The organism is Candidatus Lokiarchaeota archaeon (assembly GCA_014730275.1).
Lineage (GTDB): Archaea > Asgardarchaeota > Thorarchaeia > Thorarchaeales > Thorarchaeaceae > WJIL01.
In genome coordinates, this window is record WJIL01000132.1 from 99,832 (window position 1) to 124,607 (window position 24,776).

The window sequence follows — 24,776 nt, forward strand, 5'->3', positions numbered from 1 at the left end:
AGTGGTATTGAGGTCAGATCTCGACTTAGCATTTGCCAAGTTAATGAATCCAAGGATGAGTGCTGGACTGATGGTTCTCTATAGCCTTCTAGATCCTCTTCAAGGAGAACCACAGGCTCCAATGGATGTGCGCGACCAGGTCAACGAATGGTTCAAGGAAAGAAATCTTTCCAAGCAATCTATTACAAATGCTGCAAGGCGTTTGGAAGAAGCTAGGATTATCAACCGTGAGGAAGGCTATAGTGCAAATTACGGTTACATAATCTCAGTTCTACTTAACCAAATCCTTGAGCTGTCCGACCGTGTGAGCGATCTTGAGGATGAAATTACGGAAATGAAACATGAGGTTGATATCTAGTTGATGGACTGAGTGATTTCCTCTAGATCCTTGAAGAATGAATCAACTGTTTCCTCATCTACATGCGGCACAATAACCATCCTAAAACTCTCAGGGAGTGGAGAACTTCCCATTTTCCATCCTCGCTCCTCCATTTCTCTAACAATCGCATCGATACTTATCTTCTCGCTTGTTATTCCGAGAATATTCAACACGGGTTCGATTGCACATTGTAAATAGGGATTTTCCTTAGTCCTTTCGTGCGCTAGCTCTGTTACAGACATGCAATCCTTTACGATTGATTGGTATCCTTTTCTGCCAAGGTGTTTCATTATTGCCCAAGTTGCTATTACTGGGGCGGCAGGACGTGTACCGAGTAGAGTGGGAATCTTAGAATCAAAGGGAATGTAAGGAACGTTTCTTGTTATGGCTTGGAGGTGTTTCTCTTCTCGAAATAAGAGACAGCCGGATGGAATTGGAGCTAACCCTGTTTTGTGCGGATCTACACTGACACTTGTCACACCAGGTACTTCGAACCCAAAAGGATACTTTCCAAGGCCCAAATCATCGAGAAACGGAATCACAAAACCTCCGAATGCTGCGTCAACGTGAAGTGGTAGTCCGTTGTCGATGGCAATTGTCCCAATTCGATCAATTGGATCTATTTGACCAACATATGTTGTGCCAGCAGTAAGGAAGATACCCGCTGTGTTTTCATTGATAGATTCTTCGATTTCTTCGGGTACAGCTTTGTACTGTGAATCGACAGATGTTTTGATCAGTTCTATTCCCAGAAGCCAGGCAGCCTTGTCCACAGATGAATGCACTGTTTTTGGGGCAATGATTTCTGGATTGTCCACTTGGGCTGTTTCCCTAGCAGCAACCATTGCGAGAATGTTTGATTCGGTTCCTCCTGAGGTTGTGGTCCCGCACGGGTTTGCAAGATGAACCAAATCACCAATCATCTGGACAACTTTTCTCTCAATTTTGGCTGAACCCGGAAATGTGTGCTTGCGCCCGAGATTTCTTTGCACATGTTGGGCCATGATTCTTGAAGATATTCTATGTGGAATTGATGACATTGAAGCAATGGGGGTCCCTGCTTCATAGCTTGTATCTGCTTCGAGTATCTCATCGAGTTCCTTGAATACCCGTCTTGCATCCAGACCTTCTTCTTCGAACATTTTCTTTACTCCGTAGAAGACCACACTTTTTCGAAGGAGATAGCTTGGTATAATGCTTGTGGAATGCAGTGATTATCTCTCTCTGAACAGCATGTTTATTTCAAATTCGTTTGACTACCATCGGACCCACTATTCTGATATTGATATCGTCTCAGTGTGTATTCCGAAAAACCCATCACCTGAATAGAGTGTTAAATGGTGTAGCCGAAAATGACGAGAATAGAGTTTCTAGGAACGCGGGCGAATACTGACGTAAAAACTCCAAGACATTCGAAACATTCTGGTGTACTAGTTGATAGTTGTATCCTTCTCGATGTTGGAGAATCCGAGTTCTTGGAAAAGAATCCTCAAGCTATATTCATAACTCACCTTCATCCTGACCATGCATTCTTTGTCAACAACTCCGTGGATTCAATTGATGTACCTATCTATGCTCCCGAGGAGTCTGATGAAATCGATATTGAGGTCATTTCTGAGGAAAAGACTGTTGGATCTTTTACTGTCACCTCCATACCAACGATACACAGCAAGATTGTTGAGTCTACAGCATATCTGCTAGAAGGCAAGAGTCGTTTTCTCTACACCGGTGACATGGTTTGGATTGAGAAGAAGCATCATCACAGGTTCGGCGATTTGGATATTGTAATTGCCGACGGAAGTTTCATTCGAGAAGGTGGACGAGTATTTGGCGACAAGAAAGGTAATGTGTGGGGTCACAAGGGTATCCCCGATTTGATAGACTTTTTCAGTGAATACACTGAGCGGATCATATTCACTCATCTTGGTAAATGGTTGCTTGAGGATGTTGAAGCGGGAAAGAGCAAAATGAAGCAATTTTCTGAAATGAATGTTGAACTCGCCTACGATGGAATGGTTGTTGAAATAGGGTAGGAATTCTGTCCAGCTGCCAAGAAGGAATAAGATAATAAGCCTCCCAGATTTTTCAAAATTAGTAATGGCCGAGATGGGGTAGACTGCCTCATTGCAATTGGGCAGGCCTTATGGCAACCTTGGGGATTGTGGCTCCCTAGCCGCGGGTTCAATTCCCGCTCTCGGCCCCATCAAGCATACTCACCCTCTTATCCACTGCCATAGATTATTTCGTAGATTGCTTTTCCCAATGTTATTTGGTCCATTAGAAATTCCATATAACAAGAGGTTAATACCACCGCGAGACGTTATAGTCAGTAATCGGGTGACGCTTGTGAAACTGGAGCCATTTGAACTTGAGAGGATTCAAAGTAAGTGGGAACATATCGTAGACGTTGTCTTGACTGAAAGTGGTGTTGAACCACTGAGTATCAAGGAGCTCATTTCTGAGAAGGAGCAACAGAAACTCCTTAGCATGGATTTGGGATATTCGCAGACCAACGGTACTATCCCACTTAGAGAAGCAATAGCTTCAATGTACACTGGTGCAGATGCTGAAGATATTTTGGTCACAAATGGTGGAGCAGAGGCCAATTTCCTTGCAATTTGGAACTTTCTGAATGAGTCTGATACTGCTGATGAAATCATCATGATGCAACCAAACTACATGCAAATTCATGGAGTGACTCGGACTCTTGGTGGTCGTGTTAAATCGTGGAATCTCAAGATGGAGAATGGTCAATGGAATCTGGACATTGAAGCTTTGAAAGAAGCAGTGGGCTCTAAAACCGTGGCGATAACTATTTGCAATCCGAATAATCCCACGGGTGCAACTTTCAATCGGGCTGATTTGAAACCCGTCGTTGATATTGCTAAGGATGCAGGTATATGGATTCTTTCCGATGAAATATACCAAGGAGCTGAGATGGATGGCGAACTGACACCAACGCTTTTCGATCAGTATGAAAAAGTGCTTGTTACAAACAGTCTGTCAAAGGCCTATGGCCTCCCAGGCCTTCGCTTAGGCTGGGTTGCTACTTGCGATAAAGAACACGCTGAAGAATTATGGGCTTACTCGGATTATACAACCATCTGTCCAAGCAAGATTAGTGATTCATTGGCAACAATCGCATTACAGCCCGATAAAAGAGAATGGCTTCTAAAGCGGGCTACTCGAATTGTTCGTCAGAACTGGGGAACAATGCAGGATTGGTTTGATGCTCATAGTGACGTATTTGATTATGTTACGCCTGAGGCTGCAAGTATATGCTTCCCGAAGCACAATTTGCCACTTAGTTCACTTGAGCTGGTGGAGCGCCTACGCAAAGAGAAGGACTTACTGATTGTACCTGGCGAACATTTTGGTTTCCAGAAGTATTTGCGCATCGGTTTTGGTGGCGAGAGAGAAGTTCTAGAGAAGGGTCTCAACTTGTTTGATGAGATGATACAAGAGATTACCACATGAGGGATGAACATGGCCAACTCCAGGTTTCGACGGAAAATGGACATCACTGTTGAGGAGCATTTCAGCTCTATAGCCTCGAAACTTGTATCGTTGGTACATGCTTTAGAAGATGCTCTTGGTGAAGAACGAGCTCATGAAATTGTTTCTAACTGGGCGGAAAAACAAGCTGTTCAGGATATTAGGAGTATAGTCGAATCGCTAGAAGAACCCATTGAAAGCTTCGAAGATGTAAAGAAATTACTCCATCAATGGGTTAATGATATCAACGAGAACAATCTTGAAGAAGTTGAAATAACAGAAGAAGACAACACCAAATCGGTATGCATGGTTACTCAGTGCATACATGCCACTGTTTTCGAAAAACTTGATGCCACGAAAATTGGCTATTTGCTTCACTGTAAACAGGATTTTCCTGCGGCTTCTGCAATCCATCCTAATGTTGGTTTGAGACGCTCAAAGACTCTTATGGAACGCGATGATTGCTGTGATTTTGAGTACTACTGGAAAGAATAGACCGGCGGTCAATATTACTCTGATTTGAGATTTTCTTCCTCAACTTTCCTCCTAACCGGCAGTTTGTTACCTAAGAAAGCCCTAATCCGCCACCTGATAGATTTCGGAGCTGTTTCTATCCGCTTTTCAAGCAGATTTAGCTTCTTCTCAACGTTTTCTCTATTTCTCTTGTCCATCTCATAATTTGGTAGGAAGGATTTGCATTTCTCGATGGAAGCAAGGACATCTATGTATAGTCCCCAATCATTTGCACACAAGCTTGCAAGATATCTCAGATTGAGCATATTCTTTTCATCGCTTTCACCAACCTGGAGGTCCTTCAGCAGTGTGAAAATATCCCGATAGTCTTTCTCCGTCAGGTGGTAAATAATCAGCTTACCCAGAAGCAGATCGCTTACTGAAACTGTATACTCATTTGTTTCTAGTCGCTCCTTGAGATCTATTTCGTGTTCCATGCGAAGCTTGTCCAAAAATATGTCCACATGATTACCGATTTGCTTGTTCTCGAAGAGGAGGCGATTCCCTCCCGAGGCGAACGTTACCGTTCTTCTTTCCCGATACCCCATTGATTGTAGTATTTCGATGATTTTGCCTGAGTCCCGGCTGAGGCCTGCCAAATCAATATCGCCGTGTTCACGATCACAGAATTTCAGCTCATTACAGTGTGAACGGACACCAAGTCCACCAATCAGACGTAGAGTTGCCCCGGCATCTCGAGCTGCATCAATGATTTGCTTGGATTCGCTCATCCATTTGGGCGGCGGGGGGTCGGTCATTGGTGATGCACCATAAACCCTCCCGTTTTTCTGTATTTAGTCTTTGTACATGGTCCCAACTTCCAGCATGTCGTTTATTTGTGATTGTGATTACTAATAATCGCCATGAAGGGAATCAAAATAGAAGTTGAAGAGATAGAAGGCATCTGCCCTGTCTTCGAGGAGGGTGACAAAATCATCATTGAAGGTGCTTCACTCAATCTTGAGCAGACAGATGCATACTGTGTATGGGCCTCCTCCTCATGGATGCCTTATATCCTAGCAATTCGTTCTGGAGTGCCTGCTCATGAAATTGGTCTTTCTTATGAAACTGATACATACTACGTTCAGTGTCTAGATCCGGGTAAGCCATACACACCAGGCGGCACGGTTGTATTCAAGATAGAACGACTTTTGGACTAGATTGTTCCGAATACTATCCTAATGGTGGTGCTCCTCTGCATCATCCAATGAATATACGAAAAGTTGTGATGCCACAATACCTGGAAGCCCAGCTATCTTATCCGCCAATTGTTGTATATGATGTTTCTTTCCTTCGATACTGAGGACCTCAAAGCAGTATTTCTTTGTCAGATGTATGTGTACAGTTGAAAGCACATGTGCTTCTGCTGAGTGCTGAACCTCAATCAGTTTTGCCATCAGTCTGGGCTGATGTTCGTAAACAATATTCAGCGCAGCTGTTCTTCCTTCCTGTTCTTTTTCCCACTCCCATTGTGCTATGAACTGCCTCATTGCATCTCGAATTGCCTCCGATCTGCCTACGTAGTCTCTCTTTTCAACAATTTTATCGAATTCTTTCAGTAAGTCTTCGGGTACTGAAACCCCAAATCTCTGAATTGTCATGTTTCAGAATCACCTAATCCCTCTACTCTTGCCATGTTTCCATCACTAAATAACACGTTATGTTACTTAAGGCGTATTGTCGTAACAATACGATTCTGTTGAGTGAATATTTGTTTGATTCTGATTTTTTGTGGTTTCGTTAGGCCATACCTGAATAGATTCCAAGCAATCTATGCAACACACTGATTAACAATCGTGAAATTCATAAGGGTTCAGTGTTTATGATAATATCAAATTGATGTGGACGTGACTAATTTGCTATTGCGTGAACAGAATGTTTGCTTGAATGAAGGTGAAACAGCGCCCGATTTTTCGTTGCTTAATCAAAACGGTAAAGAAATTCAACTATCTGATTTTAGGGACGAGAAAAACGTTCTCCTTGTGCTTCATCCAGGTGAATTAAATGAAGCATGTAAGGATTACATAAGCTTCTACAAAACCCATCTCGAACAATTTGAGAACTTGGACACCCAAGTTTTAGCTATCAACATGGATTCAGTGGATGCCAACAAGGAGTGGGTCGAAGATATTGGTGAACTTGGTTTCCCCCTCCTATCTGATTATGTTCCCCTTGGTGATGTTACCCTGAAGTACGACTGCTTTGTCCCAGAGAAGGGTTACGGAAAACGTGTTGTGTTCCTAATCGACAAAGAGGGAGTCCTTAGGCACATTGAAGTGCTTTCAGGCGAGAAGGGTGCCTGTCCAGATATGAGCGCCCTGCTTGATACAATACGCAAGCTGGAGTGATATCCCCCCCACTTTACCCCCTCGCTTCTCTGTCGATACAGATTCATCATACTGCATCTCAGTATCTGCTATTCTCTTCGCTTGTTGATTTCATGGAATTGTTTGCTGATTACGAAGAATATTAGGCTAGTTAGTACTAGTGCCAGTACACTTGCTGAGGGGGGAATAGGGAATGACTGCACACCCATTCCAAGCCTAACCAGCACAAGCGTATGTGTCAGAGGAGAAATCATAGATAAAATCTGACCTGCAATTGGTAGGCTCTCAATAGGAATGAAGATACCGCTTATGAAGAGAAGAGGAATTCTGATGAAGTTCATCGGCATCATGATGTTGCCTACATTCTCAGTTGGTACGCTTGCAAACATGATGCCCATGGCGGCAAATGCTACGCATGACAGCAAAATACCCAAAGAGAAAAGGAGAATATCTGCAATTTGCAACGAAAAGAATAGAAATCCAATTGCTAAGGGTACAACCGAAACCATAAGGCCGAATGCAATGCCTGCCAAGGACTTGCCAACAATAACGGAAAGCAAGGACATGGGTGCTGAGAGATAGCGATCAAAGGTTTTCATACGCCGTTCAAGCGGGATAACTACCGGCCCTACCGTGGAAGATGCCCAGAAAACGGTTTGCGAGAATAGAACTGGTAGCATTTGTGCAATGCTGAGATTTCTTCCTACTGTGAATGTGAAAAACAAGGCGAATGGAAACATCACACCGAACATGAGGGTTGGTGGTGAAAGGTAGTAGACGCGAATATCCTTCCATCCTATCGCCCATGCTCGTGAAGCTTCTTTTCTAATACGATTTAGTAACCCATCTCTGTTTTCCATTAATCATCTCCTCCTTTTGGGTGGTCCTCTTCCATGACCTTTTCCTTTGCCTTCTTGTCTTTTCACAATTTTTTCTCCTGTAAGCTCAAGAAAGACATCCTCTAGTGTGGGGCTCAGGGTGTTGACGCTTATCAGTCTCAGATTCCGTTGCTCTGCAAACTTAAAAGCTTCAGAAAGAGTAGTTGAAGGTTGTGTCGTATACAACCGAATTTTATCACCACGTTTTTCGGCTTCTCTTACGCTGTTCAAATCACCCAAATCCTCAATGAGGTCAGGAATGCGATCTTCAAATACGACCTCTACTGAATGAACCCTATCCATTGCTTGCTTCAGCTTCTCAGGGGTGCCAATGGTTCCAATTCGGCCTTGATTGATGATGGCAATCTTTGTGCATAATTCATTGGCTTCTGCCATGTTGTGCGTGGTCAGGAAAATGGTCTTGCCCTGTTCATTTAGTTCCCTTATCAGCTCCCTGATTGTCCTCACACTCTGAACATCCAATGCTGTCGTTGGTTCATCCAAGAAAAGCACATTGGCATTATTGATGAGCGCCATTGCGATGGTGAGTCGCCGTCGCATGCCTCCCGAGAATTCACGCACATTCTCATCCTTAACCTGCTCCAATCCAAACATGTCAAGCAATTCGTTTGCCCTTTCTTCTCGCTCATTTCGCTGAAGGCCGTAAAGTTTGGCTGTGAAAATGAGGTTCTCCCATGCTGAAAGATCATTGTATACATTGCTGATATCAGTTACAACGCCCATCTGCTCCTTAGCACGAAAGGATTGTTTCTGTATATCGTACCCCATTATGCGTGCAGTTCCCTCCGTTGGGGTTGATATTCCTGTGAGCATGCGCGTTGTAGTTGTTTTGCCAGCTCCATTCGGACCTAAGAAACCAAATACAGCACCCTCCTCCACCTCGAAATTAATGTGATCAACAGCTGCAAAATCATCAAATCGTTTCGTGAGGTCTTCCACTTCAATTGCATGTGTCATAATTTCACCCTCGGGAGCCGTTTTGTTAATGAACAGGTAGTGCTTCTTCAATCTAGCGATGACGCGTTACTAAACATGTCGCAAGGTTGCAACGAAACTAGCTTCTTCCATGCAAAAATTATCTACCTGCAACATTTAAATTCAGAAACGTGTTGCATAATAGTAATCCGCGTGGGGAATACACATTTGCACGCTAGTATTCACGGCCAACATGGCCCAGTGCGCCTACTAAGAAATCATCATCATAGCCGCTTTCATTGACAAGCATTTTGTATTGATAGCGCGTGCTTATGGGAACCCGTTATCCTAGCACAAGGATAGACACGCTTGAACCAATATGGGTGGTTCCTATGAGAAAAATAGCAATTCCTATTTTACTATTTATGCTAGTGCTGTTGCCATGTGCAACTACACCTAGCTCTATGAAATCGATTGCCGAATCAAACCATTCTGCTCCGGGAAGAGTCTTATCTAGTTTGGATACTTTCTCCGAGAATTTTCTGAGTGGCGCTTTCCAAGATTCTGGCAATACAACAGCTGCTGGCTGGGGCTCCGGCTATGCCGGTTCGCCAAAGAATTGGTCCCTTTCTTGGGGTACTGACCTATATGAGACCGACTATCCAATCAAGTCCGTTGATGTTCAAGGCAGAAAAGCCTATGTGGGAATGTACCGTTCTGTCGCTACCGACTCATTTCAGATTCTCAACATTACTGATACAGACAATATAGCCACACTCGACACAAGACCCAGTGCGAGATACCTCCAAAGCGTTGAAATCTGGGGCGATGTAGCCTTTGTTGGAAAAGCTGAAGGGGAATCTTCGTGGATTGGAATCTACAATGTTAGTGACCCGCACAATATACCGGTTAACATGGCTTCCCTCGCGCCGAAAGGCAATGTTACGGACATGGAGATACAGGGTCATCATCTCTATGTTGCGAGCTATGGAGATGCTGATGCAGATGGTATGAGAATCTATGATGTAGAAGATCCAGCTAACCCCGTAGAAATCACGCCATATCAGACACTAGAAACATTAAGGGGTATCGATCTCCAAGGTGATGTTGCATACTTGGCTGAAGGCACTGGTGGCCTATGGCTTGTAAATATATCGAATCCAAGCAGTGCGACAACCATTGACTACCTCTCGTTTAGTGGAGCCAATTTGACTGATATTCTAGTTGACGGGAATCGAGGCTACTTGGCAGCTGGTGATGACGGAGTCTACATACTGGATACAAGCAATCCAAGCGATATCTCAGTACTCGGTCATTATGATACAGATGGATTCGTTGAAACCGTGGCAGTTCGAGGGAATTCGTTGTTTGTTGCTGACGGTGAGCAGGGAATCAGAATTCTTGATGTTTCAAACCCCGCAGAGCCAATTTTCGCTTTCTATTGGATTGGGTTCCATGCCTATGACGTGGAGATTTATGGAGAACACGTGATAATCGCTAGTTCCGATGGGGTACGAGTTCTGACGATTATGCATCAAACCGACTTCTTTGAACTTGGTACCTACAGCGGAAAGAAGGCTCTTGATATCCGAGTTCAGGGTGATATCGCATATGTTGTGGGTGGAGATGATGGGCTCTATACACTGGACATAAGTGATCCACTGAATCCTGTTCTTCTGGACAGTATTCTTGTTGGGGATACAAAGTACTATAGGAAACTCGACGTCCAGGGTCATTTGGCATATGTTGCTGACTATGGTAGTGGCGGCGGCCTAAGAGTATTCGATGTGCAGAATCCTTCCGAAATCGAGCATATAGGCAGAGGTGGGCTCCAACAGGCAACAGATGTTGATGTCAAAGGAGAGGTTGCCTATGTTGCTGATGGAACTCTTGGTGTCTATATAATAAACGTCAGTGATCCTTCCTCTCAATCCGAAATCAGTTCTATCAGTGGAATCGGCAATGTCACCACTCTCTGGGTGCAAGGTCCTCACCTCTATGTTGCTAGATACCGTGAGGACTATGGCGAAGCTTACTACACATATGATATCCGCGACATTGCAAATCCTGTTCTGTTGAATTCGCACGAGTTGTCAGCAGAAACCTACGAGATAATTGTAGATGGAGATATACTCTATGCTCTGGATGCAACAATTGTGATTTCCTATAATCTGACTCCGCCAAATGATGTTGATTACTTGGACGGATTGGCTTTCATGTCTGATTTCTGGGGCATCTGGGTTGACGGGCCTTATATAGCAGCCTCACGACCAGACCAGGGGCTGCATCTATTCGATGCTACGAATCCGAACTCCCTCGAACTCATCTCATCTCATGAGGACGTCGGTGTTAGAGGGCTTACTATGCATGGCGATAATGTCTACTGTGCGGCAGGCGACCACGTGTCGATTTATAGCATCTACCAGAGCCCGTCATCTAATGCTAAAATTGGCACTTTCACAGCCCAATCTTTGGAAGTAGATGACACTAATGCGACTCTAATCAGCGCGACCCTCACGGATGAGAGCTGGGTGCCTACAGATTGTGATCTCACCTACTGGTTAACTGCTGATGGAGGTGAAAACTGGGAAGAAGTTACTCCTGGCGTTGAACACGCCTTCACCAACACCGGCAATGACCTGAGATGGAAGGCTAATCTAACGACAGCCACACACCTGTATAGTGTCTACATCTACAGTCTGGATATTGACTATGTCTATAATGACGCTCCTGAGGCCTCCACGCTCACGGATCCTGGGGATACTGACGATGATGGCAATTTCACTGTTGAGTGGAGTGCAGCAGCTGATACAACGGGCACCATTGATCATTACGATTTGCAGATGGATAACGAAGAAACCTTCAGTTCTCTCCTGGATTCATGGTCTACTGGTTCCCTTAGTGTTGACCTGACCGATTTGGAAAACGGGACATACTACTTCCGGGTACGAGCGGTGGACAGCTTCGGTGTATCTGGACCTTGGAGCAATGTGGAGAATATCACGGTATCGATACCGAGTACCACCACTACAACTACTACAACCACGACTACCACCGAAACCACCACGGGAACAACTACAACCACGACACCGACAACCGGTACCGGGCCTTTCGGACTCCCCGAGACCATCTTTGGCATCGATACATGGATTATCTTAGCTGCAGCAGGCATCGTCGTAATCCTCTTACTGGTAGTGATAGTAAAACGTTGATAGTCTAGCATTTGAGGCGCCGTCAATCCGGCGCTTCCCCCTTTTCTTGAATCGCCGATCTACACGATTGCACTCTCTCCTAAGGCGAAATCTTCAATCATCCAAAAACGTAAAAAGAAGAGCGAGCCTCCAAGGCTAGACGACCATTGTCGGTTGACCATGCGGAGGTTGCCAAGCCCGGTTAACGGCGCTAGACTCAGACTCTAGGCCTTTCCAGCGTAATTCCGCTGCAAAGGGGAAAATCTCGTAGGAGTTCGCGAGTTCAAATCTCGCCCTCCGCACCATTTCTTACTCAAGAATAAGCAGGCTTTCGTAACTTTCGATTCCATCCATCTTCAGAAGGCTATTTTCTAGGAAGTCAGTGAGTGATTTCATGTTTCTTGCCCGCACTAAACAAAGCACATTCACAGAACCACTAGTTCGATATGTATCATGTACATTCTCGTGTTCCTCAAGTTCTGATAGAACTGAGTCTACTTTCTTTGGTGTCGCCTGAACAAGTATCATCATCTGGATATCAAAGCCCATTTTGCGATGGTCAACCGAAACGGTGTATTTCTTGATGATGCCTTCTTGTTCTAGCTTCAGCATCCTATTGCGAATCGAACTGGCACTAAGATTGATACCCTTCTTATCCGCCATATCTCTTAAAGAGCTACGCGCGTTGTTCTTGAGAATCTCGATGATTCTTTTGTCTGTAGAATCCAAATCGTGCATGAGACAGAACGGCACCTGCCTTGTAACTGATTGAGTACCGGTAGAACAGCATCTGATAAATGAATATCGACTGGATACCCTTTCACAGTACCTTCACACAGAAGAGCTATCTCTCTCCTTGGCAGGATAGTTTGATTGGTTTCAGTGTTAATCTCTACTAGTCAAAGGGCAGACTGCATGAAGTGTCAAACGCTGAGGATGGCCGGGTGATTCGGCACCATTTCAGCCCCAGAACTCCCCCTTCTAGAATGCTATTTGACTCTCTCGACAAATGTGTTTGATTAGCTCTTGACGCGCATGATGACTTTTGTACCCATGACATCCCAGTATTCGACTGTGCAGTTGGTCTCGATTTGAGATGACACCTCTTCATCATCTGGCCGGGACACTTCATAGGTTTCGTAGCTCTCAGTGTCCATTATGTTCAACCTTTCGCCTTGATCGGCAATTACTGTTGCCGTTCTTTTATCGATAATCGGTACTTCCGCCATCCGGTCTGCCGGCATAACCACATTTCGCTTCCTATTGTCAAAGAAACCAACGGCCATTATGTTTGCCTTTGCAGAACCATGTTTTCCTGGTTTTGATTTTTCAATACTTACAATCCTACATGGCTCATCATCAATCAGCATGTATGACCCTTCTTTCAAGCTCTTTACTTCAGTACGCTTTATTGACATCATAATTCACTCCTATGAAATCTTGCAGACCGTTTCTTATCTGGGTTGGACAACTGCATTCAAATAACTTTTGGCTTTGCAATATCATCGACTAACAATAAGAATAAAGAGGCGAGTATGCCATCGACCACGACGGGAAGGAGCGAAAGTGATAGAGCGAAATCCCCAGATAATGAGTGACCAACCGGCTGTGGGAATAGTTTGCAAACCTGGTCGCCCTGATACACGGAAAATAGCCGAACGAATTGCTGACTTCTTAATAACCCAAGATGTTGCCCTTCAAGTGGATGAGGGCTCATGTGTTGGCATACATTCTGTTGCGGAGGAGCGTGCAATATCCGAATTTGAAGCGGATTTCGTTATCACGATTGGCGGTGATGGTACCATCCTCTATACACTTTCTAAGCTGAAGGATCGCGAAACTCCTCTGTTCTGTGTGAATCGTGGAAATGTTGGTTTCTTAACAGAAAGCAGCACGACCACAGCTGTGAGTTCTTTGAAGAAAATACTGCATGATGATTGCGTCATAGACAAGAACATCAATCTAGTTTCTGGCGTTGGTGAACGGGAATTCGGGTATGCCCTGAACGAGGTCTATGTTGCTTCATCAGTACCAGGGAGACTACTCACTTTTCAGGTGTACGTAGACGGTGTCCGAATAGATTACGGACGAGCTGACGGGGCCATGCTATCTACGCCTGTGGGCTCAACAGCCTACGCACTTGCTGCAGGAGGCTCTATCGTAGCTCCTGATGTGGATGGCTTGATATTTGTTCCAGTCTGCCCTCCTCGTTTTGAACTGAAATCAATTGTTGTGCCTGATGATAGTAGGGTTGAGTTAGAACTGGTGAAACCCGGGGCCCATGGGCTTGCTATAATTGATGGCCAGAGAAGGTTGGATGTCAAACCTGGAGAAGCAGTATGGATTAAAAAGTCAGACGTGATTACCCGATTCATACGCATGTCCGATAACTACTATGATCGTCTCAATACTAGAATCGTACCACGTACGCTATAGCTCTCAGGTGGTCACTATGGAGGGGCTTTTTGTACTCGACACTGGGGCCCTACTGGGCAAATGGACCGAAGCACGACAAGATGCAGAGTTCCTCACAACTCATAGTGTAATTGAGGAGCTTCATAATCGGCCGAGTAGGACAAGAGCTCAAAGACTCATAGACATCAACAGATTATCTGTTCAGGACCCTCTGCCTAAGTATCTGAAGAAAGTACGAACAGCTTCTTCTAGAACTGGTGATCTCGATGTCTTATCAGATACGGACGTAGAGTTACTTGCGCTGGGAATCTGGAAAGATGACCAAGGATTTGATGTTACCATTGTATCAAGCGATTTTGCTCTTCTCAATACTGCGAAATCTATCGGTTTGTCTGTAGAAGAAATCGGAAAGAAGATGACCCATCAAATCAAATGGATGCTTCGCTGTCCTGCATGTGGACATCAGAATTCCTTGTCCGCATCACGACAATGCCCAGTGTGTGGTACGAAAATGAAGCGGATTCCAAGAGACAGAGAGCGGATATAGTATCTCATAGCGTAGTGAGGTTCTCTCTATGCTGTTAGCAATCTACTATACCTGCTGAAGAGCTTCTTAGAAATCACCTTCTTCTGATTTCGGTTTTTGAACACCTGTTGCAATGGAAGAAAACTCGATTAGCTTCCACTGGCCATGTTTGTTCTTCGCAAGCTGTGTTGGCGTGTCGAAATCCTTGCCTGCAGAATCGATGAAGATTTTCTTCTTTTTGTCAGCCAGATTCTGCCTTCTCACTACAGTCATCGTAAGACGATTCTCATCATATTCATAGTTGTTATCGGGTGAACCTCCAACATAGGACCTTGCGATGTTTGGATTTTTCTGAATTTGACCCAGCATGTATTTTGCTGACCTCCCCAATTTCAGGCCTGAGGGCGAGGAGGAGTCATCATAACACTCATTTTTACTGACAATCAAGCTCATCATCGCATCGGCTAGTTTGGGATTCTCTTCAGCTAGCAGCGCTGCATTTAGATAGTGTAAAATGGTTTGTTCTGGCTGTGCTGCGTTTTTCTCCCAAGAAGCCTTGAATTTCTCATAATTGCGGATTAGCGGCATGGTGAATTTATCTGACATTTGCAAAAACACCCACGCGTATTCTGCTTCAGTAGTAAAAAACCATTCGTTGCTCTTTCTACTTGCGCAATCTTATGTCTGCCCTGTATTACTCACTTTTCTATTCTTTTCTACCATGATTATCTCGACGTACTCGGGGCAGTAAATCATGAAAGATAGAGAGCGATTCTTGATAAGCCGAGATTTGGAAAACGTGAAGGCTCAGGTAAAGAAGGAATTGGATAACGTACGGGAACTCATGGCAAGCACCGAGTATCGTAATAGCCCTGTTGGATGGAATGCACCTTTCCAACTTCATCGATTACGCAGATCCCTTCGCATGAAGTACTTGGCAGCCAAGATTTTGGATTCAGCAGATGAAGCTCATGATTTGCGGGAATTGAAATGGGATCCACCAAGCGATGCTGCATTGCCGTAATCATTCACCAATAAGCATTATCTCAAGAGTTCTGTTTCTGGCCTTGTTGTCAAAATCAACAAAGGCTATTTGCTGCCAAGTCCCCAAAGTCAGCTTCTTGTTCACGAATGGTATAGTTAGCGATGGACCAACTGTCGAGGCTCTACAGTGGCTATGGCCATTACCATCATGCCATCGTAAATGATGTTTGTATTCTTCATCCTTGGGAGCAACCCGTTCCATTGTAGCAGGGAAGTCTTCCAGTAATCCCTCCTCGTACTCAATCGTTATGACAGAGCCGGTTGATCCCGGGCAGAAAACTGTGCATATCCCATTGTGAAGTTCGCTGGATTCTACCTTCTTGCTCACTGCATTTGTGATGTCAATCATATCACAGTGTCCTTCTGTCGAAAACGAGATTGTTTCATGCTGTGTTGGCAAGATATTCACCGAGATTGAATTCCGCAAAACAGGCCTAAAGAACTACGCGATTCTCCCATATTTCTTCACAGGTGTCCTGCGCCCCATCTTGTCACCCGGAAGACTATCTAACAATCGTCGTATTCGCTCAGATTTATCCATCAAATCGTCCTCATTCTCTTGAAATGCCAAGAGAGCAGTTGTGAAGTTCTTCTCTTTCAGTGCCTTCAACACAGGAATCAGAGCTGTAATCTCATCTTTATTTTCGGCTCGTGCAATTTCCTCCAATGCTTGTACTATATTTTCGATCTCCTGTTCCCTTTCGGGAAAATGAAGGAAAAGCCCCTCGAAGACACTAAAGAGATCCTCGAATGCGTCAGCCTTCTCACCGATGCGGTTGAAAGTTGAAGAAGATTCCTGCAATAATTGGATCCCTTGTTCAATTGTTTCCGAATTTCCGGAACGAAGTGCTTCTCTGCCCGCAGTCCTGTTCCAAATGGCGGTGAGCTCAGAAACGCCAAGCTCTTCATACATATTTGCTGCTTCTTTTGCTTTTTCACTGGCCTTCACATGGAATGAAGAGGCATCTTTCTCAGATTCAAGTCTATTTGAGCACTCAGCAGCCTTACTGAAATACTCCGAAGCTTCACCAGGTTGACCCGCTTCAGATGCTGTCTCAGCAAGCTCGACATAGATTCCAAGTGCTTGAGATAGCGTTTCCTTAGCTTTCTCTTCTTGGCTGGCTTCTCGCATTACCTTGGCGGCTTCCTCGAATGATGTGGCTTGTCTTTCCTTCCTACCTCTTTCCTTCTCTATCTGAGCCCTTTTGAGATAGAAATCAATGACTTCCGCGTAGATTTCATTGGCCTTCTCTTCCTGCCCCCATTCCCTTAAGCACATAGCTCTATAGCGACGATATTTGTTCTCAGTTTCGTCGTCCTCTTCGAGGGCTGCGGCATCAGCAAGTTCACCGAATAGGTTACCCGCACGCTTGTATGCCCACCTTGCTTTCATAACTCGTCCAGCTTTCCGAAAGAGCTCACCTGCTCTAACCAAAAGAGGTGCTACAACATTAGGGGCGCCAGTCATTTTTGTATATGCTTCTGCAGCTTTTGTTGCTGCCTTTTTCTGACCACTTGAAAGCCTTTCAAATCCATATGCTTCTTGAGCTGCATCATAGATATTGCCTGCTTTTTCAAATAGCTCTGCCTTTTCATATTTCCTTCCAGCTTTCATCATCAGCGGAATAGCCTCAGCAGCCTCATCTTCACTTTGCATGATTTGGGCAGCTTCTGCCAGAGCATTTCCTGCTGCAAGATAATCTCCCTTGTCTTCTGAGATATCTGCCCATCGGGACGCCAATCGAATTGCCCTCTCATGAATTCTATGCCCCAGCTCTTCATCATCTACAGTGTAATAGAGACGACCCACTTTCTTGAGAAGTTCAACTGCTTCATCAAACTCATTTTTGTCTTCATGAATATCTGCAAGATTTTCTAAGGCGTCGGCTGCTCTTATGGTAAGTCTATCCTTCACCTTGGCGTCAGCCGCGAAATCCTTACTTCGAAAATAGAAATCGGCGGCTTTCTGGTATTCCTCTAGTTTCTCAGCAATCATCCCACCATTCTCATTCAATGCTACAATTGCGTCGTGTATTTCAGGATCAGAATCTTGCCGAATGAATGCTAGTGTCGCCTTTTCTAAAAGGTTGAAACAAGCCTGCTTTTCGCCCTCCTCACTATAGAGGTTACTAGCTTCGATATAAAGATTCTTTGCCCACTGTGGTTTCATGCTTGATACAAGCTGGTTGGCCGCTTTTTCAAGCAATTCGGCTGCATGTATCGCCTTTCCATTCCGAATTGCTTCTCTTGCTGCCTTCACTGTTTCTTCGCCTGATTTCATGAATCCACTCTCTCGTGAGGTGAATGCAACTTCCTTGCTGCGTTAGTTCAAGCAGTTCTCATAATACTTGTTATAGTGTGTTCTAGAGAAGATTCATATTGTATCACTACAACATCTTGATTGGTGTTGAGTTGGCCTTGCAAAAGATCAACGTGGGGTTGGTTGGCGTAGGCAATATTGGCAATATTCATCTGATGTGCCTAGCAGCCCTGAAAGATTCGCGACTTCTTGACTTGGATGTTACAGCACTCTGCGATATTGATGAAGAGACCTTAGATAGAGCTGCTACTCTCTATGATGTATCAAACACCTACGTGAATTATGATGATTTGGTCTCTGATGATGATGTAGATGTGGTCTATGTCTGTACACCCACAAATCGCCACCGTGATATCGTCAAAGCGGTCGCGGAACAGGAAAAAGATGTGTTCTGTGAGAAACCATTAGCCCATAGCGCCCCCCAGGCCAGGGATTTGTTGGGTCATGTCAATGGTCACAATATCAGAAACGGTGTTGGTTTGGTCTTAAGATACGATCAGCTACTTCTCTATGCAAAACAGCTTATTGAAGATGAGAATCTCGGAAAGCCCATGTTGGCTCATATTCGTGATGACCAACGCTTTCCAATCAATTACATCTACTACAGCCAGTGGAGAGGAGATAAATCAATAGCCGGCGGTGGAACACTGATTGAGCACAGTATCCATGATTTGGATTTGTTGCTGTGGCTGATGGGCGATGTTCAGGATGTTTTTGCTCGTGTGAACTTCTTCTCTGAAAGGGAAGTTGAGGATCATGCATCGGTAACTCTGACGCATACTAACGGTGCAGTAAGCACCTTGGATTCTCTCTGGCACTGGGTAGACCGTCCTAATGAGCGTTTCATAGAACTCTTCTTCCAAGAAGGTTACATTGCTATTCATCTTGGCTCGGGGGAACGCTTTCTGAAGTATCACGTGAAGGATGAAGGTCCGACTAGAGTCTCTGTGGAGGAGGCTAACAGTGTCCTTCTAGATGAGCTAGAATTAAAATCAGAAGATCTAAACAACGATCAGATTCAAGCAATAACTACTGTTGGCCCCGAGAGATATTCGGCTCTCAGCTATGCATTTCTCAAGTCTGTGCAGGAGAATGGTGATGCAGACCCTTCGTTTATTGATGCCATCAAAGCACATCGCCTCGTTGATGCCGCCTACAAATCAGCGGATAGTGACCGCTTGATTACGCTCTAGCACAATGGCAAATTGGAAATATTTAGTAATCTGAGCACTATGCGGATGCTAGTGACCACCCATGGATGAAATAACGATTGACCAAGTCAACCCATCAAAGTATGATGCTATTATCGCTGGTGGCGGGGCAGGTGGTCTCCTGACAGCACTCTCATTGACATCGGAAGACATGAATGTACTTGTTATCGAGAAGCAATCTCACCTAGGTGGAGTTTGGCACGGATATCATGTTGAAGGTTATCGTGTGGACAATGGTCTTCATGTGATTACTCGTGTCAAGAGAGGCGCTTTTACAGAGTTTCTCAGAGAGCATCTTGATCCGCCGCCCGAGTTTGTATTGCATGACGGATGGTTTTTCCGGGTCCATGACAAGGTTGGAGCAATACCAACCAGTGTTGGTGAAACCCTACGGTGGCCCTTGACCCCCCTTCGCGGCCGTCTGACTCTGGCCAGAATAGGTGCAAAAATCAAGACAATGACCCTTGAGGAAATGAAGGAATACAAGGATATCTCGTTCCAGGAATTCATGGAGAAGCATAATGCTGACAATCAGGTGATACTGGATGTCATGGAGAGTGCAATCTACATGGCAGCTGGTGTTCCGGTTGAAGAGGCATCTGCCTATGAAGCTCTTAGAACATTGAAGGATACAGACAAAGAAACCACGAAACTTGAATCGCTGAAGAAACTCCTTTTTGGCTCGGACGAATATGACGAAGGATATGTTATTGGAGGAATGCTTGGCATTCGTCAGCGGGTTAAAGACAATATCAACGGCAGTTATGTGCTTGATACCCCTGTAGAGCGGATTCGTGTTCAAGATGGAAGGGTAAGAGGCATTATTGCAGGGGGTAGGGAAATCGATCACGAACGAATTGTGAGTAATATTCCCTTGTGGTCTATGCCGGATGTAGTAGAAACTAATGATGAAAAAACACAGAGCTTCTTCCAGCAGTGGAGCGATTTCAGAGTAACCAAGGGAATGACACTATGGCTGGGTCTTGACGAAGTAGTGATTGGGGATCGCAAATCTCGGGTTGTTGTTCATCCGCGGCCAGCGACATGGATTGTTTCGATATCCAGTTTCGACCCTTCGTGTGCCCCAGAAGGGAAAGAGCTCCTTGGATTGGCTACCATTGTGATTGATGATTCCCCCGAGGAACTGGTTGAAAGGGTGAAAACAGACATTCTCGCTGAGTATTTCCCAGATGTTCTGGATCACATAGAAATGGAACATATGCAATCTTCATATGCAACACGTGCAGCCCTTATTCCTGGACAGACCGATTTGGATCGACCTGGCCCCAGAACACCCGTCGAAGGGCTCTATATTGTAGGCACGGACACGGCTGGAAGTGGTGTTGGTCTCCAACAGGCGGCACGTTCAGCCCGTGGTGTTACCGAAGCATTGCTTGAAGACATTTGACATTGTTTCGCAGCTACCTTTCGTTCTCCTCTAACCATGTGTCTTCTTCCGTAATAGAAGGTCTCCGTCTGGCAGCTATGAGCCCAATTATGGTGACGAAAGGCAATGGAAAGCTGAGATGAAGATGGTGGCCACCCCAGAGGACAAATACGAAGAATGAATAAACACAAGTAGGGACCAATCTTGGTAATATGGTTAGAACACCAAGAATCTTGATGTTTCTATAGGTCACCTTCCTATCGTAGTATGCAGTAATTGCCAGTATGAAGATGAAATACAAGATTGTATCATAAATATGTCCGAACAGGACGTATGGACGAATAGGTTGTTCCAGAAGTGTAATGCCCCAGGTTGCAATTGTATATGTGTAAGCAATCAAGGAATAGCTCAATTCAGAGTAGATTGATTGACCCCTAATTTCAAACATGTATGGTAAAGAAAGGAGTGCAGCTAGGAGAATAACCGGCAAAGTTGACTTTAGAAAACTATGTCTTTCCCCCATCATGGCAATTCCCGCCTTTTTAGTCTCAATGCACCATATTATTGCCAAGAAACATTCTACGCTTCCTATGCATTTGAAACTATCTCGTGTCCTTAATACAATCAATTCATACGTCGTATGTATCAAGGCCAAAAAGCAATCTTTCATTACGAGCCCAGATTGATTTGCTTTGTTGGAATATGGCCAGAACTGGTTTTGGCCTTTAGCAGGCTTCTCGCTCCGCACAGGGGGTAAAGAAGCTTTGCTCGAAGATTTTTAACATGTGTCACAGCGAAAAGGTTTTACTATACCCTTGGCCCCCTCATCATGACTCCTTTGGGGATTCAAAAATGATTGAAGTCAGGTGGCATGGTCGAGGCGGCCAAGGTGGCGTTACTTCAGCAGAGCTCCTTGCCAAAGCAGCTTACAAAGACGGGTACAAGGGTGTGATGGCGTTTCCGCACTTCGGCGCAGAACGCAGAGGCGCTCCTGTACGGGCTTTCACACGGATTTCAGACGAACCGATTAACGTCCGAAGCCAAGTATACGAGCCTGATATAGTTACGGTGCTTGACCCGACAATAATCGATTTGGTAGAAGTAAGTGAAGGCTTGAAGAAAGACGGAAAAGTCATAGTCAACACTCAGAAAGAACCCGACGAACTCGGAATTAAGCGTGGAAGAATTTACACTTTTGACGGAACAGGTATTGCTCTGAAATTGGGGTTGTTGGTGTCTGGACTCCCTGTTGTTAACACTCCTGCACTTGGTGCATTCTCAAAAGCCACTGGGTTGGTCAAACTTGAGACCATACAGGAAGTAATCAAGGAGAATTGGCCCGGCAAAGTAGGAAAGCGTAACGCCGAAGGAGCAGCACTGGCCTACGAAGATTGCAGTGAATAATCTCAAATGTCACAATCTCACAGTATGGCTTAGTGGGGGCGCTAGGATACTATCTCTAGCAACCCATGCTCAGGTGTATGCTTGAACTTGCCTTGCTCACGTGTGGAGACGATTTGCAATGAGCTGATTAAGCGTAAATCCTATCGAAGCCTGGGTGTTCAACACCTGGCTGTTTTCTGCGCATACCTTCTACCTGTTCAGCCATCTCCCTCATTTTCTTCCGGATATTTTCAGCGCTCTCTTTTAGGTCCGTTGTATCGATATCTATGTCATAATGTCTGTTAAGGGTCTCTAGGAGCAAAGCCGCGCCTTCAGGATCTGGCACAACGGCGATAGCTGGAGTTAGAAATGCGAACCCAACCATTGGTCTGCAAAGCGTTTCTGATAAGATGGAGCCTGCAATGCCTGTTATAATGCCTTTTTGGAGCATTTCGACGTTATCATCGGCTTCAAGTTCTTGAAGCTTCTCTTCTTCAGTTGCATACAATACTTTCCGCTTCGATGGGATTCCCTGCACAGGAATGCCATCCAGTATTACGGCTTCCCTTACTCCGACGCTCGCAGCCCAATCCAAAATTGCACTGCTGACTTCATACATCCCTTCCTCGGCAACTGGGAGCTCCGTTGTTAATACAAGTAGATTCTCATTCTTGCTTGCGTATACTCTGAATGGGTGTCTCAGTCTACCATCAAGAAATACGGCTGCTGATGGAAGGTGTCTAGAACGAAGATGGGCAACTTCTTGCATTTCTAGTTGATCCATTATGGTATTTGCAGCTATAGTCCCAACGACTCCTGCTGATGGAAAACCACATACCAGGAGTGGTTCTTCCATATCGAGTTCTTCAGTCTGTACCATTTTTGCACTGGGTGCGCCTAGGGCCTTGGCTTCACATTCCTCACTCATCTTCGCGAACCTCTTTGAACATATGTATGCTCAGCAATATTAACATTGAGTCTGTGCCAAGCAAACATTGAACGAAGACTATTTTTCTATACATCTCTATAATGTTGCCACTCGAAATCGGTCACACTACGGTTCACGTAATTCAGCCACTCATTCCTCTTCAGGGCAATGAATTCTTCAGCAATTTCATCGCCAATTGCCTGCGTAATAACTTCATCCTCTTCCAGATGACCAAGTGCGGATCCCAGCGTCGAAGGTAGAGAACCGATACCCATTTTCTCTCGCTCTGTGTCAGACATTCTGAATACGTCTTTTGATACGGGTGTGGGTGCTTCCAGTTCCTTTTCTATACCGTCTATACCCGCAGCAATGAGCGCTGAGAACAGGAGATACGGATTCGTGGAGGGATCTGGAGATCTGAATTCTATGGCAGCATCATTCTTGTCTCTGAAGAGTGGAATTCTGATTAATGCTGTACGATTTCTGTCGCCCCATGAGATATACACGGGTGCTTCTTGATGTGGTACAAGTCGCTTGTACGAATTCACAGTTGGATTTGCAATCGCAGTTATTGCTGGGGCATGCTCAAGTAGACCTGCGACAAACATCTTGGCTGTTTCTGAAAGATTCCCTGAATCATCCGATCCAAATAGATTGTCTCCGCCTTCCCACAGCTGAAGGTGACAATGTAATCCATTTCCTGCCTCCCCTTCAAATGGTTTTGGCATGAAAGTCACATCGATTCCCTGTTCTAGTGCCACAGCCCTGGTGAGATTCTTGAAGAGAAGCAGTGTATCCGCCATATGTCTTGCATCGCTGTAGTTGATTTCAATCTCTTGTTGAGCAGAACCAACTTCGTGATGAATGACGCGTAAGTCCATGCCCACGAATCTCAGCGCATTAGAAAGACCAAGAAGATACGATTGAGTTGGGCTTTTTGGATAGATATCGGCATATTGTCCTTCGTCAAAAGGTCGTCCTTCTGGCGTCAATGCGTAGAACTCAGGCTCGGTCTTGACCATGAGTTGCATATTATCCTTCAAACGATTCTCGCAAACTTGATGAAGCCGACCGCGGGTATCTTTAGGGTAGTATTTCTCTTCTTTGCCCTGACCCATTTTTTCTCTGACAAAACACATTACTGCTGCGGTACGAGCATCGGAATAGGGTAGTTCTACAGCTGTAGCAGGCTCTGGCTGCAGGCGTAGATCAGAGGATTCTACCCTTGAAAGCCCTGCAATGGAACTGCCATCTACACTAGTGCCCTTTTCCATTATTGGATCGTTCAGGAGTTCTTCAACAGATTTTGCTGGTTCACAAGGTACAGTCATACCCTTGAGCTGTCCATATATGTCAGCTAAGCGGAACTCTACGTATTCAATCCTATCCTGCAAAGTGGTACGCTCCCAGTTGTGTGCTTTGTCGGACTGATGGTTGATATAAAACTGTCTTTCACCAAATCTCGTTGTACCACTTCTCAGCTTCGTCACCCAGTTCTAGGCGAACTGCTCCACTGACAACGCTTGGTTTATCATCTTCCGTAACTTCGAAGTTCATACCACTGATTCTAAGGGCATCCTTCTCAAGATGTGCATTGTTTATGTTTCTGGCATGCAGTCTTACCCTTCGCTTATCGCCTTCCAAAACGAGCATCAGATCCTCGTATGAGGCATCGCATTTCATTTTGAAGCTGGAATCGCTGAAGTCTCCCTGATGTGTGACAAGATTCTCCAGCTTGACCTTGATATTGGAAGCTTTCATTCAAAACCCCTTACATTCCTTCATTGCTAGACGACCTTATGAATTTCGCCTTCAGTGCTGTAACAAGCTCGCTCAAAAGAAA

The 24,776-nt window shown here is 44.9% G+C and carries 27 protein-coding genes and 2 tRNA genes; 15 read left to right on the forward strand and 14 right to left on the reverse strand.

Annotated elements, in window-relative coordinates; translation table 11 throughout:
* Nucleotides 1–7: 7 nt before the first annotated feature.
* A complete protein-coding gene (locus GF309_14695; protein MBD3160026.1) occupies nt 8–358 on the forward strand; it encodes a hypothetical protein in 351 nt (116 codons plus the stop codon).
* Here the strand turns inward: GF309_14695 and mfnA are convergent.
* A complete protein-coding gene (gene mfnA / locus GF309_14700; GenBank protein ID MBD3160027.1) occupies nt 355–1,521 on the reverse strand; it encodes a tyrosine decarboxylase MfnA in 1,167 nt (388 codons plus the stop codon). The genes GF309_14695 and mfnA overlap by 4 nt on opposite strands.
* Before the next feature lie 210 nt (nt 1,522–1,731).
* Here mfnA and GF309_14705 point away from each other — a divergent pair, with 210 nt between their 5' ends.
* The 4 genes from GF309_14705 (at nt 1,732) to GF309_14720 (ending at nt 4,369) form a co-directional block, all read left to right on the forward strand.
* On the forward strand, nt 1,732–2,412 hold the full coding sequence (locus GF309_14705; GenBank protein ID MBD3160028.1) for an MBL fold metallo-hydrolase: 681 nt from the start codon (nt 1,732–1,734) through the stop codon (nt 2,410–2,412).
* A 67-nt stretch (nt 2,413–2,479) separates the two neighbouring features.
* Nucleotides 2,480–2,582: transfer RNA gene (locus GF309_14710), tRNA-His, on the forward strand.
* Between the two features lie 59 nt (nt 2,583–2,641).
* On the forward strand, nt 2,642–3,856 hold the full coding sequence (locus GF309_14715) for an aminotransferase class I/II-fold pyridoxal phosphate-dependent enzyme (GenBank protein ID MBD3160029.1): 1,215 nt from the start codon (nt 2,642–2,644) through the stop codon (nt 3,854–3,856).
* 3 nt (nt 3,857–3,859) lie between these two features.
* Nucleotides 3,860–4,369, forward strand: coding sequence for a hypothetical protein (locus tag GF309_14720; protein ID MBD3160030.1), 510 nt, complete (start codon nt 3,860–3,862; stop codon nt 4,367–4,369).
* Between the two features lie 14 nt (nt 4,370–4,383).
* Here the strand turns inward: GF309_14720 and GF309_14725 are convergent, their stop codons facing one another.
* Nucleotides 4,384–5,145, reverse strand: a complete 762-nt coding sequence (locus GF309_14725) for a hypothetical protein (protein ID MBD3160031.1) — start codon at nt 5,143–5,145, stop codon at nt 4,384–4,386.
* A gap of 105 nt (nt 5,146–5,250) precedes the next feature.
* On the opposite strand from GF309_14725, the gene GF309_14730 reads away from it, so the two are divergent.
* Nucleotides 5,251–5,547 (forward strand): TIGR04076 family protein, encoded by a 297-nt coding sequence (locus tag GF309_14730; protein ID MBD3160032.1) that lies wholly within the window; start codon nt 5,251–5,253, stop codon nt 5,545–5,547.
* Between the two features lie 18 nt (nt 5,548–5,565).
* Here the strand turns inward: GF309_14730 and nikR are convergent, their stop codons facing one another.
* Entirely contained in the window at nt 5,566–5,988 is a 423-nt protein-coding gene (gene nikR, locus GF309_14735) for a nickel-responsive transcriptional regulator NikR (protein ID MBD3160033.1), read from the reverse strand.
* Between the two features lie 234 nt (nt 5,989–6,222).
* On the opposite strand from nikR, the gene GF309_14740 reads away from it, so the two are divergent.
* Nucleotides 6,223–6,735 carry a redoxin domain-containing protein gene (locus GF309_14740; GenBank protein ID MBD3160034.1) on the forward strand — a complete coding sequence of 171 codons (513 nt, stop codon included), beginning with the start codon at nt 6,223–6,225 and terminating at the stop codon, nt 6,733–6,735.
* Between the two features lie 68 nt (nt 6,736–6,803).
* Here the strand turns inward: GF309_14740 and GF309_14745 are convergent, their stop codons facing one another.
* Nucleotides 6,804–7,574 carry an ABC transporter permease gene (locus GF309_14745; protein ID MBD3160035.1) on the reverse strand — a complete coding sequence of 257 codons (771 nt, stop codon included), beginning with the start codon at nt 7,572–7,574 and terminating at the stop codon, nt 6,804–6,806.
* Nucleotides 7,575–7,577: 3 nt separating this feature from the next.
* Entirely contained in the window at nt 7,578–8,570 is a 993-nt protein-coding gene (locus GF309_14750) for an ATP-binding cassette domain-containing protein (GenBank protein MBD3160036.1), read from the reverse strand.
* Between the two features lie 290 nt (nt 8,571–8,860).
* On the opposite strand from GF309_14750, the gene GF309_14755 reads away from it, so the two are divergent.
* On the forward strand, nt 8,861–11,740 hold the full coding sequence (locus GF309_14755) for a hypothetical protein (GenBank protein ID MBD3160037.1): 2,880 nt from the start codon (nt 8,861–8,863) through the stop codon (nt 11,738–11,740).
* Between the two features lie 161 nt (nt 11,741–11,901).
* Nucleotides 11,902–12,024, forward strand: a tRNA-Leu gene (locus GF309_14760).
* 4 nt (nt 12,025–12,028) lie between these two features.
* On the opposite strand, the gene GF309_14765 is transcribed toward GF309_14760, so the two are convergent.
* Both GF309_14765 and GF309_14770 read right to left on the reverse strand, forming a co-directional pair.
* Nucleotides 12,029–12,457 (reverse strand): AsnC family transcriptional regulator, encoded by a 429-nt coding sequence (locus GF309_14765; protein ID MBD3160038.1) that lies wholly within the window; start codon nt 12,455–12,457, stop codon nt 12,029–12,031.
* Between the two features lie 281 nt (nt 12,458–12,738).
* Complete coding sequence (locus GF309_14770; protein MBD3160039.1) at nt 12,739–13,137, reverse strand: translation initiation factor IF-5A; 399 nt, start codon at nt 13,135–13,137, stop codon at nt 12,739–12,741.
* Between the two features lie 148 nt (nt 13,138–13,285).
* On the opposite strand from GF309_14770, the gene GF309_14775 reads away from it, so the two are divergent.
* Both GF309_14775 and GF309_14780 read left to right on the forward strand, forming a co-directional pair.
* Complete coding sequence (locus tag GF309_14775; protein MBD3160040.1) at nt 13,286–14,155, forward strand: hypothetical protein; 870 nt, start codon at nt 13,286–13,288, stop codon at nt 14,153–14,155.
* A complete protein-coding gene (locus tag GF309_14780; protein MBD3160041.1) occupies nt 14,115–14,681 on the forward strand; it encodes a hypothetical protein in 567 nt (188 codons plus the stop codon). The genes GF309_14775 and GF309_14780 overlap by 41 nt, the downstream gene beginning before the upstream one ends.
* A 66-nt stretch (nt 14,682–14,747) precedes the next feature.
* Here the strand turns inward: GF309_14780 and GF309_14785 are convergent, their stop codons facing one another.
* Nucleotides 14,748–15,266 carry a hypothetical protein gene (locus GF309_14785; GenBank protein ID MBD3160042.1) on the reverse strand — a complete coding sequence of 173 codons (519 nt, stop codon included), beginning with the start codon at nt 15,264–15,266 and terminating at the stop codon, nt 14,748–14,750.
* A 148-nt stretch (nt 15,267–15,414) separates the two neighbouring features.
* On the opposite strand from GF309_14785, the gene GF309_14790 reads away from it, so the two are divergent.
* Complete coding sequence (locus GF309_14790) at nt 15,415–15,684, forward strand: hypothetical protein (protein ID MBD3160043.1); 270 nt, start codon at nt 15,415–15,417, stop codon at nt 15,682–15,684.
* On the opposite strand, the gene GF309_14795 is transcribed toward GF309_14790, so the two are convergent.
* A complete protein-coding gene (locus GF309_14795) occupies nt 15,685–16,113 on the reverse strand; it encodes a YjbQ family protein (protein MBD3160044.1) in 429 nt (142 codons plus the stop codon).
* Nucleotides 16,114–16,146: 33 nt separating this feature from the next.
* Entirely contained in the window at nt 16,147–17,985 is a 1,839-nt protein-coding gene (locus tag GF309_14800; GenBank protein ID MBD3160045.1) for a hypothetical protein, read from the reverse strand.
* Between the two features lie 137 nt (nt 17,986–18,122).
* Here GF309_14800 and GF309_14805 point away from each other — a divergent pair, with 137 nt between their 5' ends.
* Nucleotides 18,123–19,217, forward strand: a complete 1,095-nt coding sequence (locus GF309_14805; protein MBD3160046.1) for a hypothetical protein — start codon at nt 18,123–18,125, stop codon at nt 19,215–19,217.
* A 61-nt stretch (nt 19,218–19,278) separates the two neighbouring features.
* Complete coding sequence (locus GF309_14810) at nt 19,279–20,643, forward strand: NAD(P)-binding protein (protein MBD3160047.1); 1,365 nt, start codon at nt 19,279–19,281, stop codon at nt 20,641–20,643.
* Nucleotides 20,644–20,656: 13 nt separating this feature from the next.
* Here the strand turns inward: GF309_14810 and GF309_14815 are convergent, their stop codons facing one another.
* Entirely contained in the window at nt 20,657–21,148 is a 492-nt protein-coding gene (locus tag GF309_14815; GenBank protein ID MBD3160048.1) for a hypothetical protein, read from the reverse strand.
* A gap of 326 nt (nt 21,149–21,474) precedes the next feature.
* Between GF309_14815 and GF309_14820 the strand changes: the two genes are divergently transcribed.
* Nucleotides 21,475–22,026: a pyruvate ferredoxin oxidoreductase subunit gamma gene (locus tag GF309_14820; protein MBD3160049.1), complete on the forward strand. Its 552-nt coding sequence runs from the start codon at nt 21,475–21,477 to the stop codon at nt 22,024–22,026.
* Nucleotides 22,027–22,153: 127 nt separating this feature from the next.
* Here the strand turns inward: GF309_14820 and GF309_14825 are convergent, their stop codons facing one another.
* The 3 genes from GF309_14825 to GF309_14835 all read right to left on the reverse strand — a co-directional run bounded on the left by GF309_14825 (nt 22,154) and on the right by GF309_14835 (nt 24,694).
* Nucleotides 22,154–22,933: a proteasome assembly chaperone family protein gene (locus tag GF309_14825; protein ID MBD3160050.1), complete on the reverse strand. Its 780-nt coding sequence runs from the start codon at nt 22,931–22,933 to the stop codon at nt 22,154–22,156.
* Between the two features lie 86 nt (nt 22,934–23,019).
* A complete protein-coding gene (locus GF309_14830; GenBank protein ID MBD3160051.1) occupies nt 23,020–24,423 on the reverse strand; it encodes a glutamine synthetase in 1,404 nt (467 codons plus the stop codon).
* Nucleotides 24,386–24,694, reverse strand: a complete 309-nt coding sequence (locus GF309_14835; protein MBD3160052.1) for a hypothetical protein — start codon at nt 24,692–24,694, stop codon at nt 24,386–24,388. The genes GF309_14830 and GF309_14835 overlap by 38 nt, the downstream gene beginning before the upstream one ends.
* Nucleotides 24,695–24,776 lie beyond the last annotated feature (82 nt).

What these genes read in the sequence shown, in the direction of transcription:
- GF309_14785 (MBD3160042.1), bottom strand. Translation starts at nt 15,266, where the DNA reads ATGTCAGATAAATTCACCATGCCGCTAATCCGCAATTATGAGAAATTC.
- GF309_14800 (MBD3160045.1), bottom strand. Translation starts at nt 17,985, where the DNA reads ATGAAATCAGGCGAAGAAACAGTGAAGGCAGCAAGAGAAGCAATTCGG.
- GF309_14810 (MBD3160047.1), top strand. Translation starts at nt 19,279, where the DNA reads ATGGATGAAATAACGATTGACCAAGTCAACCCATCAAAGTATGATGCT.
- GF309_14705 (MBD3160028.1), top strand. Translation starts at nt 1,732, where the DNA reads ATGACGAGAATAGAGTTTCTAGGAACGCGGGCGAATACTGACGTAAAA.
- GF309_14745 (MBD3160035.1), bottom strand. Translation starts at nt 7,574, where the DNA reads ATGGAAAACAGAGATGGGTTACTAAATCGTATTAGAAAAGAAGCTTCA.
- GF309_14815 (MBD3160048.1), bottom strand. Translation starts at nt 21,148, where the DNA reads ATGATGGGGGAAAGACATAGTTTTCTAAAGTCAACTTTGCCGGTTATT.
- GF309_14720 (MBD3160030.1), top strand. Translation starts at nt 3,860, where the DNA reads ATGAACATGGCCAACTCCAGGTTTCGACGGAAAATGGACATCACTGTT.
- GF309_14765 (MBD3160038.1), bottom strand. Translation starts at nt 12,457, where the DNA reads ATGCACGATTTGGATTCTACAGACAAAAGAATCATCGAGATTCTCAAG.
- GF309_14725 (MBD3160031.1), bottom strand. Translation starts at nt 5,145, where the DNA reads ATGACCGACCCCCCGCCGCCCAAATGGATGAGCGAATCCAAGCAAATC.
- GF309_14780 (MBD3160041.1), top strand. Translation starts at nt 14,115, where the DNA reads ATGATCGTCTCAATACTAGAATCGTACCACGTACGCTATAGCTCTCAG.
- GF309_14730 (MBD3160032.1), top strand. Translation starts at nt 5,251, where the DNA reads ATGAAGGGAATCAAAATAGAAGTTGAAGAGATAGAAGGCATCTGCCCT.
- GF309_14820 (MBD3160049.1), top strand. Translation starts at nt 21,475, where the DNA reads ATGATTGAAGTCAGGTGGCATGGTCGAGGCGGCCAAGGTGGCGTTACT.
- GF309_14715 (MBD3160029.1), top strand. Translation starts at nt 2,642, where the DNA reads ATGTTATTTGGTCCATTAGAAATTCCATATAACAAGAGGTTAATACCA.
- nikR (MBD3160033.1), bottom strand. Translation starts at nt 5,988, where the DNA reads ATGACAATTCAGAGATTTGGGGTTTCAGTACCCGAAGACTTACTGAAA.
- GF309_14835 (MBD3160052.1), bottom strand. Translation starts at nt 24,694, where the DNA reads ATGAAAGCTTCCAATATCAAGGTCAAGCTGGAGAATCTTGTCACACAT.
- mfnA (MBD3160027.1), bottom strand. Translation starts at nt 1,521, where the DNA reads ATGTTCGAAGAAGAAGGTCTGGATGCAAGACGGGTATTCAAGGAACTC.
- GF309_14755 (MBD3160037.1), top strand. Translation starts at nt 8,861, where the DNA reads ATGGGAACCCGTTATCCTAGCACAAGGATAGACACGCTTGAACCAATA.
- GF309_14825 (MBD3160050.1), bottom strand. Translation starts at nt 22,933, where the DNA reads ATGAGTGAGGAATGTGAAGCCAAGGCCCTAGGCGCACCCAGTGCAAAA.
- GF309_14750 (MBD3160036.1), bottom strand. Translation starts at nt 8,570, where the DNA reads ATGACACATGCAATTGAAGTGGAAGACCTCACGAAACGATTTGATGAT.
- GF309_14790 (MBD3160043.1), top strand. Translation starts at nt 15,415, where the DNA reads ATGAAAGATAGAGAGCGATTCTTGATAAGCCGAGATTTGGAAAACGTG.
- GF309_14770 (MBD3160039.1), bottom strand. Translation starts at nt 13,137, where the DNA reads ATGTCAATAAAGCGTACTGAAGTAAAGAGCTTGAAAGAAGGGTCATAC.